Source organism: Nostoc sp. EspVER01 (assembly GCF_034530635.1).
In the GTDB taxonomy this organism is placed as follows: Bacteria; Cyanobacteriota; Cyanobacteriia; order Cyanobacteriales; family Nostocaceae; genus Nostoc.
In genome coordinates, this window is record NZ_JAVRCS010000016.1 from 52,972 (window position 1) to 65,629 (window position 12,658).

At 40.5% G+C, this 12,658-nt stretch carries 10 protein-coding genes; 7 read left to right on the forward strand and 3 right to left on the reverse strand.

Annotation, left to right across the window (positions count from 1 at the left end):
* Nucleotides 1–465 carry a GNAT family N-acetyltransferase gene (locus RMX69_RS15775; RefSeq protein WP_289796408.1) on the forward strand — a complete coding sequence of 155 codons (465 nt, stop codon included), beginning with the start codon at nucleotides 1–3 and terminating at the stop codon, nucleotides 463–465.
* A gap of 307 nt (nucleotides 466–772) precedes the next feature.
* Complete coding sequence (locus RMX69_RS15780; RefSeq protein ID WP_289796409.1) at nucleotides 773–958, forward strand: chlorophyll a/b-binding protein; 186 nt, start codon at nucleotides 773–775, stop codon at nucleotides 956–958.
* A gap of 131 nt (nucleotides 959–1,089) precedes the next feature.
* Here the strand turns inward: RMX69_RS15780 and rpoD are convergent, their stop codons facing one another.
* Both rpoD and gyrB read right to left on the reverse strand, forming a co-directional pair.
* Entirely contained in the window at nucleotides 1,090–2,259 is a 1,170-nt protein-coding gene (rpoD, locus tag RMX69_RS15785; RefSeq protein ID WP_094353188.1) for an RNA polymerase sigma factor RpoD, read from the reverse strand.
* Between the two features lie 1,665 nt (nucleotides 2,260–3,924).
* A complete protein-coding gene (gene gyrB / locus RMX69_RS15790; RefSeq protein WP_289796410.1) occupies nucleotides 3,925–5,862 on the reverse strand; it encodes a DNA topoisomerase (ATP-hydrolyzing) subunit B in 1,938 nt (645 codons plus the stop codon).
* A 214-nt stretch (nucleotides 5,863–6,076) separates the two neighbouring features.
* On the opposite strand from gyrB, the gene miaA reads away from it, so the two are divergent.
* Nucleotides 6,077–6,982: a tRNA (adenosine(37)-N6)-dimethylallyltransferase MiaA gene (gene miaA / locus RMX69_RS15795; protein ID WP_322637998.1), complete on the forward strand. Its 906-nt coding sequence runs from the start codon at nucleotides 6,077–6,079 to the stop codon at nucleotides 6,980–6,982.
* A 53-nt stretch (nucleotides 6,983–7,035) separates the two neighbouring features.
* Here miaA and RMX69_RS15800 read toward each other — a convergent pair whose 3' ends face one another.
* Entirely contained in the window at nucleotides 7,036–7,743 is a 708-nt protein-coding gene (locus RMX69_RS15800) for a Uma2 family endonuclease (RefSeq protein WP_289796412.1), read from the reverse strand.
* A 171-nt stretch (nucleotides 7,744–7,914) separates the two neighbouring features.
* Between RMX69_RS15800 and RMX69_RS15805 the strand changes: the two genes are divergently transcribed.
* From RMX69_RS15805 to RMX69_RS15820, 4 genes are all read left to right on the forward strand, one after another.
* Nucleotides 7,915–8,802 carry a WG repeat-containing protein gene (locus RMX69_RS15805; RefSeq protein ID WP_289796413.1) on the forward strand — a complete coding sequence of 296 codons (888 nt, stop codon included), beginning with the start codon at nucleotides 7,915–7,917 and terminating at the stop codon, nucleotides 8,800–8,802.
* 61 nt (nucleotides 8,803–8,863) lie between these two features.
* On the forward strand, nucleotides 8,864–10,336 hold the full coding sequence (gene glcD / locus RMX69_RS15810; RefSeq protein ID WP_322637999.1) for a glycolate oxidase subunit GlcD: 1,473 nt from the start codon (nucleotides 8,864–8,866) through the stop codon (nucleotides 10,334–10,336).
* A gap of 231 nt (nucleotides 10,337–10,567) precedes the next feature.
* Complete coding sequence (locus RMX69_RS15815; RefSeq protein WP_322638000.1) at nucleotides 10,568–11,806, forward strand: glycoside hydrolase family 10 protein; 1,239 nt, start codon at nucleotides 10,568–10,570, stop codon at nucleotides 11,804–11,806.
* Nucleotides 11,806–12,369 carry a hypothetical protein gene (locus RMX69_RS15820; RefSeq protein WP_289796416.1) on the forward strand — a complete coding sequence of 188 codons (564 nt, stop codon included), beginning with the start codon at nucleotides 11,806–11,808 and terminating at the stop codon, nucleotides 12,367–12,369. The genes RMX69_RS15815 and RMX69_RS15820 overlap by 1 nt, the downstream gene beginning before the upstream one ends.
* Nucleotides 12,370–12,658 lie beyond the last annotated feature (289 nt).

Here is a 12,658-nt window from a genome sequence, read left to right on the forward strand (position 1 = left end):
ATGTTCAACTTGCGACAAGCCAACTTGCAGGATTTAGAGGCGCTAATTCAATTGCGTCTCGAACTTCTGCGAGAGGTTGGTGAGATTAAAGGTGACTTTGACATCACAAACCTAGCAGAAGCAACTCGAAGATATCTTGGCGAAAAAATGCCGTCGGGTGAGTTTTTAGCTTGGGTAGCTGAAGTGGATAGTCAAATTGTTGCCACTAGCGGCTTGGTATTTTTTCAACGACCCCCTTACAATGGCAATCTCTCAGGCTTAGAAGCCTACATTATGAACGTTTATACAATTCCGATGTGGCGAGGACAGGGAATTGCAACAGCCTTGTTAAAGGAAATTATTAGCTTTATGAGAGCAACTGAGGCAAAACGCCTCTGGCTTCACGCCACTGAGGATGGTAAACGCGTCTACGAAAAGCTTAGTTTTGTCTCGACTGCAAAAGAAATGGAAATTGTCTGGTACTGACTTAAACTATCAATAATTTTTATCTTAAGATAGCAAACTATATGGTGAACAAGGCAATTTAAATAAATTATTTGATAATAACTCTCAATAAGATAATATTTTTTATAACAGTAAAATTCTAGATCACATTTCTTTAACATCAGGAAATCTTACTGAAGACAGATGCTTGAATCTGTATAAATAGCTATTACTATTTATGTCAAGTCATGGAAACAAAAGTATAAAAAATGTTGCCTTTCTCAAAATATTTGTTATATTAGTTTACATAAGGCAATAAACCTTAAAAATTGAATTTGGAGTTCTAACCATGACAAATGCAAGTACAACAAAAGTCAGTACTCCCGTAATTGAAGATCGCAACGCTTGGCGTTGGGGCTTTACCCCACAAGCAGAAGTTTGGAACGGTCGGTTGGCAATGATTGGCTTTTCAGCAGCCGTTTTGGTTGAGGTTTTCTCTGGTCAAGGCTTCCTACATTTTTGGGGTATCTTATAAGTCTTAATATCCAAGATGACCTATAAATAAAAAAACCTGGAGTGCTAATTCACTACCAGGTTTTATTTTTTTGTCAGTTGTCATTTGTCATTTGTTTATTCACTAATGACCAATGACTATTGACTAATTGACTACCGAATATATTCCTTGAGAACGCTGTTACGATTTGGGTGGCGTAACTTGCGGAGTGCTTTCGCCTCAATTTGACGAATCCGTTCGCGGGTGACGTTGAAAATCTGGCCGATTTCCTCAAGGGTTTTCATCCGACCATCATCCAAGCCATAACGCAGTCTGAGAACATCGCGTTCGCGTGGGCTAAGACTGTCGAGGACTTTTTCAAGGTCTTCGCGCAGAAGATTTTTGGAAACTTGGTCTTCTGGTGTCTCACCATCGGATTCAATAAAATCACCCAATCGAGAATCTTCTTCTTTACCAATAGGCGTTTCTAATGAGATAGGTAACTGGGCAGATTTCGCAATGAACCGCAACTTCTCAATGGTCATTTCCATCCGAGTGGCGATTTCTTCTTCAGTAGGTTTGCGACCCATTTCTTGAGATAGCAACTTGGTAGTTTTCTTAATCCGAGAAATGGTTTCGTAAAGGTGAACTGGAAGACGAATTGTGCGGGATTGATCTGCGATCGCGCGGGTAATTGCTTGACGAATCCACCATGTAGCATAGGTGGAGAATTTATAACCTTTTTCGTGGTCAAACTTTTCAGCGGCACGAATCAAACCGAGACTGCCTTCCTGAATTAAGTCCTGGAACGACAAACCACGATTCATGTATTTCTTAGCAATTGAAACTACAAGACGGAGGTTGGATTGCACCATCTTGTCTTTCGCCCGACGACCAACATGGAGGCGATAACGAAAGGCTGGTAGTGGCAGTTGTACTGCTTCTGCCCATTCACTATCTCGAGGATCGCGATCTAATTGCTCACAGAGTCTTTCGCGGACTCTCTCTAATTCCAACAAATCAGCTATTTTCCGCGCCAATTCAATTTCTTCGTCTGCCCGCAACAGACGAATTCTACCAATTTCTTGCAAGTAAAGCCGAATGGAATCTTCGGTATAGTGCTTTTTCTTGCTTTGTGTCCGACGACGCGATTTAGCGGCTTTTCCAGACTTTGCGTCGTCCTCATCAGACTGAGGCTCTAAAAATTCCTCGTCACCTTCATCGATGATCAGCAAGTCCTCTTCATCGTCTATTAAGAGTTCTTCTAACTCGAGCTCAGGCTGATTCATTATTTCTAGGTCAGGCTGATATATGCTTTCGAGTACGTTGTTAGCCTGGTTCATGCCGCGTTCCTCATGCTCCTTGCAGAATCAATTACTCAAGATGTGTTAACGGCTCTTTTAAACGAGCCAATTGCCAACCGAAAATAAGTTTTTTGGCAGATTTGCCAGAGATATTTTCGGAAGTTTTACACCTCCGGTAGGAGGGTTTTTACTTTAGTTTAAGCAAATACTAAAGGTGACTTGCTCACTTTAGTAAATGTTATATGTGTTGCTATCACATATTGCTTTCAACTAACTGGTCAAAAAAAATACTTGCCTTTATCAAAAAAATTGCCACTCTATACAAATGAGTTCAGACTGTTGGCAGATTTTCGTATAAAGACTCTTCCGATTGTAGCCTGTTTCACAGAAATTGCACTCTTTTTGTGTATTAATCATGAATTCATTAAGTAACTTTTAGCTACTTTCACCAAAAAGACATTGAAAACGGGATTTATACCCGGAAATTTTTTCTCTACCTTTCGGAATTGCAGTGACGCTCTTATTACATTAGGAAGTAAGTATGCTTGTGTCTGCCGAATTTCATGTATTTTACACAACATTAATTACTGAGAAAGAGTGCATTTTATGTTAACTCAGACTATTCGTCTTAACCTACCCATTTTTACATTTCCTTCATAAATTAAGCATCCCTTAGACTAAAACGGGTCTTGTCCTTGGGTAAATACAACAATGGTGGTGGTGCTTGCCTGAAAGCAGTTAACCTTCTGCGTACTAACTACCTTAACTGAGGAGTTGAGGCGGTGGCAGAATCGACCTGATAGAAGATCAATTTAGGTTTACTAATTGGGTCTTATTCACACGTTAGCGCACTGTGGCGATTTCAGCCCTATGAAACTTGACAAACTTTTCTTATTGTATACAAGGATATTTTAATCAATTCAAAAACAATTTGTCCTGCGAACTTGCCAATATCGTCTTATCTTAGGCAAAAGTACATTAGATACATACGATACGATCGCGATCGCCATGGCACTACATGAAGATATTAACAAGTTTTCAGCCTTATGGTGGGTACTTCCAACAGCTATTACCTCGAACACAGAGAATCCAGCAGATTACCTGATGATTTAGTTACAAAGCTTTTTTGCGTAAATCAATTGTAAATTTCAATACTTTTATTTCGGTAGGTTTCTGTCATCTTATGATGAGAAATCCTCAAAATACTTATTAATTGCTGTTGGATAGATGATATTCAGTTATTTTCTTAAAGCATAACAAATGTGTTTCTAGCTGGTGGTTCAAATTAATCAACGAATCAGAGCAAAGAGTATTATCTGAACTAACTTTCCAACAAAGTTGGTGGTTTAGCTAACAATCGAGCATTGATTGTTTCAAAAATCTTGACAATTAGCAAATTATATGAACTACACAGAGAGAAACTTGGAATATTTGTATTTTTTGTATTATAAGCTTGTCACACAAGTGATAAGTCAACTACTCTAACGACATAATTTGTAGTATCAAAAATGTTAATACAATAAGTTTATAAATTTCATAGATTGTCATCATCCAAAAGAGGTAGTTTTTACAGAAATTTTGAATATAAATTCTTTACCAAAATCTGTTGCAGGAATGTCAAGCAATATTTCAAAGTTAAAGATCCCCGATTTCTTAAAGAAATCGGGGATCTTGTTTTTTACAAATGATTTAGGACTGCTGAGATTAGATATCTAAATCGGTGAAATTGAGTTTAGAACCATAGGTTTCGATAAATTCTCGTCTGGGTGCGACCCGATCGCCCATTAAAATTGTGAAGATGCGATCGGCTTCGGCGGCATCCTCAATTTCGACTTGCTTCATTTTACGAGTTTCTGGGTTCATGGTGGTGTCCCAGAGTTGTTGTGGCATCATTTCACCCAAACCTTTGAAGCGTTGGATGGTGTAGTTGGCGTTAGCCGGGAATTTGGCGATCGCTTGATTTTTTTCGCGATCGCTATAGCAATACTCATGATTACGTCCCCGTTCTACTTTAAACAGTGGGGGACAAGCAATATAAATAAAGCCTTGTTCGATGAGCGATCGCTGATATCGATAGAAGAATGTTAACAGCAAAGTACGGATGTGCGCTCCATCTACGTCAGCATCCGTCATAATGACTATACGGTGATAACGCAGTTGGTTGGAATCGAATTCATCACCTTTGACACCTAAACCAAGTGCTGTAATTAACGATTGAACTTCGTTATTTTTATAAATTTTAGCGTCATCGGTTTTTTCAATGTTAAGAATTTTACCACGTAGAGGCAAGATTGCTTGAGTGCGGCGATCGCGTCCTTGTTTGGCACTCCCACCTGCTGAATCCCCTTCCACAATGAATATCTCAGATTCGCTAGGGTCACGAGAACTACAATCTGCCAATTTACCAGGCAATGGCGAAGATTCTAGTACAGATTTGCGGCGAACTAATTCCCGTGCATGACGCGCTGCTTCTGCGGCTTTGAAAGCTTGGATAGCTTTATCTAAGATTGAATCTGCTATGGCAGGATGAAATTCTAGATACTCGGTGAGGACTTCTCCCACCAAAGAATCCACAATTCCCCGTACTTCAGTATTACCGAGTTTGGTTTTGGTTTGTCCTTCAAATTCTGGATCTGGGACTTTAACGGAAATTACCGCAGTCAAACCTTCGCGGACGTGTTCGCCACTGAGGTTAGGTTCATTCTCTTTAATTTTATTGCGCTTGCGGGCGATCGCATTTAATGTCCGAGTCAGAACTGCTTTTAACCCTTCTAAGTGCGTACCACCATCTACCGTGCGAATATTGTTAGCAAAACCTAGTACATTATCCGTGTAAGCATCAGTACACCACTGTAATGAAACTTCCACTTGTACGTTGTTGCGTTCGCCCTGCACATAGATAATTTCTTCATGCAGTGGTTGCTTCTCACGGTTCATGTACGCAATGTACTCTTTGATCCCACCCTTGTACTCGTAGGTTTCTACCTTGGCTGTATCGCTTTTTAGTAGTTCTAAACGGTGGTCAGTAAAGGTAATTTTGACACCTGCATTCAGATACGCCAATTCTCGTAGGCGACCTGATAAAGTTATGTAATCAAACTCAATGCTAGTTGTAAAAATTTGGGTATCTGGCTTGAAGGTGACAGAAGTTCCAGTTCTAGCTTCTTTGTAAGGCTTGGTTTGCAGTTCCGTAACTGGGATACCGCGTTCATAGCGTTGGAGATGAACCTTTTTATCTCGCCAAACCGTAACTTCTACAACTTCAGATAGGGCATTAACAACAGAAATACCAACCCCGTGCAATCCTCCAGAAACTTTGTAACCACCGCCGCCAAACTTGCCACCGGCGTGCAGTACCGTCATTACGGTTTCCAAAGCCGATTTTCCAGTACGCGAGTGAGTATCGACGGGAATACCGCGACCATCATCTGTTACAGTCACGGAACCATCAGCGTTGATATCCACTTCTATATGAGTGCAATGACCCGCCAAAGCCTCATCGATTGAATTGTCCACCACCTCGTAAACTAAATGGTGGAGTCCTCGCGGCCCAGTGGTACCAATGTACATTCCTGGTCTTTTGCGGACGGCTTCCAGACCTTCCAGAACTTGAATCTGATCGGCACTGTAACTGCTCGTCATGTAAACTCTCCTGATGCGTGGGGTTGAAATCGCCGAAAGGCAAATAAAAGTAAAAACACTCCAAAATTGTAACACAAAAGCCTTGCTGGCGTCTGTAGGGCATTTTCAAGAGAAGTTTATACTGGGGTTGCAGTACCGTGCAAGAGAGGCAGGGGAGGCAGAGGGGCAGGGAGCAGGGGGAGCAGGGGGAGAATAGCTTAATGACTAATGACTAATGACTAAATTAATTGTGATTTGTGGGGCGACGGCAACGGGAAAATCGAGTTTGGCTTTGGCTTTGGCAATGCGGTTGGGTTCTGTAATTCTTAGTGCTGATTCTCGTCAAGTTTATCGTGAATTTGATATTGGGACGGCGAAACCAACTGTGGCTGAACAAAAATTTGTGCCGCACTATCTAATAGATATCTGCGATCCAACAGACACGATGACAGTAGCAGAGTATCAGGAGCAAACACAAGCCTTAATTGCTTCTGTTGGTGTTACACCACTGTTTTTAGTTGGTGGTACTGGTTTATACATTCGTTCTATTGTCCAAGGAATGAAAATTCCGAGAGTTGCACCACAGATTGAATTGCGATCGCAGCTTGAATCTCTAGGACAACCACAACTCTACGCAATTTTACAACAAGTTGATCCAGTTGCTGCACAAAAGATTCATGGCAACGATTCAGTGCGGACTTTACGAGCATTAGAGGTATTTTACGTCACCGGATATCCAATTTCAGAACAGCAAGGGGAGAATCCACCGAATTATCCGATTTTGCAAATTGGTTTAGATTGCGATGTTGAAAAGTTAGATGTTCGGATTCAACAGCGTACTGAGCAAATGATAGCAAATGGTTTGGTCGCTGAGGTGGAGAATCTTTGTCAAAAATATGGCGCTGATTTGTCTTTGTTGAATACTTTGGGCTATCAAGAAATAAAGCAATATTTGGCTGGGGATATTTCCTTGGATGAAGCGAAAGAATTAACAGTTTTGCATACACGACAATTTGCCAAGCGACAACGTACTTGGTTTCGAGCATATCCACAAATTGAATGGTTTGATTCAGATGATCCTGATTTAGTAGAGAAGGTTTGGCAGCGTATAAAAGAGTTTATAAGTTGCACAAGTTCGTGATAATTGACTCATACAAAGACGTAAAAAGCCCTTGCGTCTTTACAGCTAGTGTCCTATAGAGTGTCTGGATCTACGCCCATAGCCCGTAGCCTTTCTGCTAGTAATTGGGTGCGTTGTTCTGCTTGTTCAGCACGTTGTCGTTCCTGTTCGGCGCGTTCATCTCCAGTCAATAAAACATTCCCATCTTGGTAACACCAGCGTAACCAATGATCCTGTCTGCCTTCAAATTCACCTTCCCACAGAATTACACCTAAACCAACTTGTTCTAACCAAATTTCTGAGGTTTCAAAGTAGCGTGTTCCCCTAAGTTCATAAACACGTAGTACTTTTTCTCCTAATTGCTGATTTGGGTCATATACGATGTAGTAACTAGCCCGCATGTGTTCATAAATTTTCAGTTTTTTGCCAAGTTCATCACCTTCTTGATTAGAGACAATTTCAAGGACAACTTCTGGAGGTTTGCCAAAACGCCAAACCATATAACAACGATTTTGTTTTTCCCACCAATTTTGAGGTACTTGCACATCTAAGCTGAGAAAAACGTCAGGTACAATTGCGGGTTGACCGTCTGTATGGTAAATCCCGACATTGGCTGCTGCTAAAAAAGTCTGCGGCTGTAGAGAAGTATAAAGAGAGCCAACCAACAGGCGTTGTTGTTTTTCCGAAGCAAAATTGTCCACAGGTGTATCATCTTCAGTGACTAGTTGGTTGGCATCTGGCACATAGTAATCATCATTATTGATTAGAACTTCCTGAACCATGATTTTGTCCAGTATTTGAAAGCGTTATTTCTAGGTTAGTTCATTGGGGATGAGAGGATGCAAGTTAGCCAAAAATAGTGGACACACTATTTTTGGCTTTAGGAGATGATTGTGCCATTATTGACAATAAGAGGTTTGTGTTAGTACGAAAATAAAAGGTAGGCAAACTAAATGACCAAGGGCTTGAGGCCATTCCAGGAGGGGGACAAGTGGGGCTACAAAAATCAAAAAGGACAAGTAGTTATTCCACCTCTGTTTGATGAGGCTGGAAAATTTTTCAATGGAATAGCACAAGTAAAGCTTGGTCATAAAGTTGACTACATCGACCAGATGGGGACGATGATTCTTCAGTCACAGTTTGATAAGCCTGAAAGATTTTCTTATGAGGTAACGCGATTTGAAGTTAGCAACAAAAGTGTTTATAGAGAGATTATCACGATTCCGTTTCAGTTTGAAAAAGTGGAAGACGTTGCATTAGGTTTAGAGCGATTTAAGAATGGTGAAAAGTATGGATATAAAGATAAGAGAGGGCAAATAATCATACCTCCTAAATTTACTCAGGCTTGGCAGTTTGCAGAAGGTCTAGCACTGATAAAGATTGACTACAAGTGGGGCTATATCAATTCATTAGGGCAGATAGTCATCAACTGTCAATTTGATTGGGCTGAGAGCTTTTCCCAAGGTCTAGCACGAGTAAAGATTGGCAAGAAATACGGCTACATAGATTTATCAGGACGAGTTATTATACCATCCAATTTTGATTACGTAGATAGATTTTCGGAATGCCTGGCAGCAGTTAAAATTGCCTATAAATGGGGCTATATTGACTTATCAGGGCAGGTAATAATCTCTCCTCAGTTTGATGGTGCTGACAAGTTTTTTAAAGGGCAAGCACGAGTCAGAATTGGCAAAAATCATAAATATATTGACCATACAGGTCACATGGTCAATTCTCCCAACTCTAATTTTTTAAAAGATATAGAGATAGATACATCACTAAAAAAAGAATTAAGAGATGAGAAGTCAGAACTTACAACAGAGGAAGAAGATAGAATTTAAAATATAGTAATTACAGCTATACTAACCAGCCTGGAACATCTACCTTGAACTTTAAAAAATTATGCTTACCCAAGATAAAAAACAACGTAACTGGAAGCCCATTCTCAAAGCATTCGAGGGTGTCCTTGGCAAAAATGGTGTGGTGCAACGCCGCGAAGAACTCATTACCTATGAATGCGATGGTTTAACTGGTTATCGCCAACGTCCCGCTGTGGTGGTTTTACCCAGAACTACAGAACAAGTTGCCCAAGTTGTGAAAATATGCAATCAATATTCAATACCTTTCATAGCACGCGGCTCTGGTACTGGTCTATCTGGTGGCGCTTTACCAGTAGAAGATTCAGTTTTAATTGTTACCTCATTAATGCGTCAAATCCTCAGCATTGATTTAGAAAATCAACGGACAGTTGTACAACCAGGGGTGATTAATAGTTGGGTAACACAAGCTGTGAGTGGTGCTGGATTTTACTACGCTCCTGACCCATCTAGTCAAATTATCTGCTCTATTGGGGGCAACATTGCCGAAAATTCTGGTGGCGTACATTGTCTAAAATACGGTGTTACTACTAACCACGTTTTAGGATTAAAAATTGTCACGCCGGAAGGAGATATTATCGATATGGGCGGACAAATTCCAGAAATGCCTGGTTATGATTTAACAGGTGTTTTTGTTGGTTCTGAAGGCACTTTAGGAATTGCCACAGAAATTACTTTGCGAATTCTCAAAAGTGCTGAATCAATTTGTGTACTATTGGCAGATTTTACAAGTATTGAAGCTGCTGGAGCAACTGTTTCTGACATCATCAGTGCCGGGATTATTCCTGGTGGTATGGAAATGATGGACAACTTTAGCATCAATGCAGTTGAAGATGTTGTAGCAACTAATTGTTATCCCCGCGATGCTACTGCTATTTTGCTAATAGAAATTGACGGTTTAGAAGTGGAAGTTGCAGGGAATAAGCAGCGAGTTACCGAAATTTGTAAAAAGAATGGGGCGCGGAATGTCACTTCTGCTACTGACCCAGAAACTCGTTTGAAATTATGGAAAGGGCGCAAAGCGGCTTTTGCTGCGGCCGGACATTTAAGTCCAGATTATTATGTACAAGATGGTGTAATTCCTCGGACTCAGTTGCCTTATGTTTTACATGAAATTGAGGCATTAAGTAAACAATACGGTTATCGGGTTGCTAATGTGTTTCATGCTGGCGATGGCAATCTTCATCCGCTAATTCTTTATGATAATTCTGTGTCTGGTGCATTAGAGCAAGTAGAAGAAATGGGTGGAAAAATTCTTAAACTTTGTGTCCAAGTCGGTGGTAGTATTTCTGGTGAACATGGCATCGGTGCAGAGAAAAGGTGTTATATGCCACAGATGTTTAGCCAAGTTGATTTAGAAACTATGCAATGGGTACGGCAAGTTTTTAATCCTAAAGGGTTAGCAAATCCTGAAAAGATATTCCCCACACCACGAACTTGTGGTGAAGCAGCAAATGCATCGGCACTAAAACAATTTGAAGGTGTGGAAAGATTTTAAGCAGAAAGGAGTTAGGAGTTAGGAGTCATAATTTATCAGGTTTTGGTATTGTTAAGTAGATTCATAACCAAAATTTCCTCTGTATTGTTTCAACTATTCTGACCTCTAACTCCTGAGTTCTGAGTTCTGACTCCTGAATTCTGAATCATCATTTCTTTACATCATCCGGAGGATTACAACTTTATTTTGTAGTTATATACATATTCCGATCGCACTAGGTCACGCTTACAAATGAATCGGGTTGCTCGCCGTTGTGTTGCTTACTTGCTGTGTTTGGGATTAGTAGTCGCTTTAACAGGTTTGTTACCCTCTTCACTGCCAGTTTATTCCCAAAAAACCAGTCCTTTAACTACAGAAATCCGCGGCGTTTGGCTTACTAATGTTGCTAGTGGTGTACTATTTGTCCCTTGGGGTATTAACCGTGCCATAAATCAATTATCGACTCTCAACTTTAATACGATTTATCCTGTAGTTTGGAACCGAGGACATACTTTTTACAAGAGTACTGTAGCCAAAATAACTACAGGATCAGAAACTCAACCTTTGCTTAATTTCATGCACGGTGGACAGGATGTTTTAGCAAAAATAGTAACACTTGCCAAAAATAAAGATTTGAGAGTCATTCCCTGGTTTGAATACGGGTTCATGACGCCGCATTATTCACAATTAGCAAGGCGTTATCCTGACTGGTTGACAATTGGGCAAGAAGGTATAAACTCTATTCAAGATGCTCCACCAGAAGAAATCGACAATCTTTTAATAACTAAACAAGCTTGGTTGAATCCCTTACATCCACAAGTACAAGAGTTTATTCAAGGGTTAATTTTAGAAGTAGTAAGGGATTATGATGTGGATGGTATTCAGCTTGATGACCATTTTGGGATGCCTGTACAGTTCGGCTACGATCGCTTCACTATTGAACTATACCAGCAAGAACATCAAGGCAAAAGTCCCCCTACCGACCCTTTTAACCCAGAATGGATGCGGTGGCGGGCAGATAAAATTACTGATTTTATGGCAGAAATCTATCAAGCTGTGAAGGCAGTTAAGCCCAAAATCAAAATATCTCTGTCTCCCAACTATCAAGCTTTTGCTTATAAATACTATTTGCAAGATTGGGAAAATTGGGTAAAAAAAGGTTTAGTTAATGAGTTAATTTTGCAGGTGTATCGAAACGACAAAAAGTCTTTTATCGCTCAATTGGAACAACCATCTATAAAATTGGCTCAAAGTCTAATTCCTGTAGGTATTGGTATATCCACAGGAACGGTAGGTAATCCGGTGAAAATGGCACAAGTTAGAGAACAGGTTCAGGTAGTACGCGATCGCAATTTTGATGGTATCTCCTTTTTCTACTGGGAGAGTCTGTGGGGTTACATCGTACCGGAATCACCACAACAGCGACGCAAAGGTTTTTTTGAGATGTTTAATGCAAAAACTGTCAGACTATTACAAACAAAGAAACTTTGATGCCATTCGCGCCTAACAATACTAGATTTGGCTTTACGTTGCTGTGGACTTTAGCTACTTTTGGCGGATTTTTATTGAGTTTACTCTTAATTGAAGTCGGCGAAAAGCCAGATGTTGGGGTGGTAGAGGCTGCTATTGGCGGATTTGCGATCGCACTTCCTCAAGGTTGTCTTCTCAAACAACCTATATTTTGTATCAGGTGGATTTTGTCAAGTCTTTTGGGTTGGAGTATTATCACTGCGATCGGTATTGGTGCTGTGGGTTGGATTGTACCTAGCACTCAGATTCTTCCCGTGAGAATCTTGTCAGGGGCGGTTTATGGAGCTTTTGGCGGTTTGGGGATTGGATTAGCACAATGGTTAGCAATTCCCCAACCTGTAGCATGGCGATGGATATTTGTTTCTGCGGCAAGTTGGGCTGTTGCTGTCCCTGTGGGTTCTGCTGTGGGAACAATCTGGCGCTACTTAAGCCAGTTATTTTTAGGTGAAGTCATCGGATTAGGAATCACTTGGCTGCTGGTTGGTATCCTCACAGGAATCAATGCTTACAAATTGCGATTGTAAGTTGCCACAGACGCGAGCGATCGCGTCTCTCTTCTTATTAAGAATTATAAATTTAATTCATGTATACTGAGGTTTGCACTTAGATATATGCAACAATCGTGAAAAACCGTTAAAAAATTTCAGTAAGTTTGCCCTAACCTGCAAATGTATTTTCACCTTCAAAAAGCAGGATTTTGTTAAGCTGACTCCTATTAGCTTTCCTAGATTTCTGACAAGAAGTAGAGAAAGATCAAAATTTCGATGAGCAACAGCTGACAATACTTTGCTATAGGCGCTAAAGTGCATCTAC

Coding starts and splice junctions, on each gene's coding strand:
- RMX69_RS15780 (WP_289796409.1), top strand. CDS start 773: ATGACAAATGCAAGTACAACAAAAGTCAGTACTCCCGTAATTGAAGAT.
- RMX69_RS15815 (WP_322638000.1), top strand. CDS start 10,568: ATGAATCGGGTTGCTCGCCGTTGTGTTGCTTACTTGCTGTGTTTGGGA.
- RMX69_RS15805 (WP_289796413.1), top strand. CDS start 7,915: ATGACCAAGGGCTTGAGGCCATTCCAGGAGGGGGACAAGTGGGGCTAC.
- RMX69_RS15800 (WP_289796412.1), bottom strand. CDS start 7,743: ATGGTTCAGGAAGTTCTAATCAATAATGATGATTACTATGTGCCAGAT.
- RMX69_RS15820 (WP_289796416.1), top strand. CDS start 11,806: ATGCCATTCGCGCCTAACAATACTAGATTTGGCTTTACGTTGCTGTGG.
- RMX69_RS15775 (WP_289796408.1), top strand. CDS start 1: ATGTTCAACTTGCGACAAGCCAACTTGCAGGATTTAGAGGCGCTAATT.
- gyrB (WP_289796410.1), bottom strand. CDS start 5,862: ATGACGAGCAGTTACAGTGCCGATCAGATTCAAGTTCTGGAAGGTCTG.
- miaA (WP_322637998.1), top strand. CDS start 6,077: ATGACTAAATTAATTGTGATTTGTGGGGCGACGGCAACGGGAAAATCG.
- glcD (WP_322637999.1), top strand. CDS start 8,864: ATGCTTACCCAAGATAAAAAACAACGTAACTGGAAGCCCATTCTCAAA.
- rpoD (WP_094353188.1), bottom strand. CDS start 2,259: ATGAACCAGGCTAACAACGTACTCGAAAGCATATATCAGCCTGACCTA.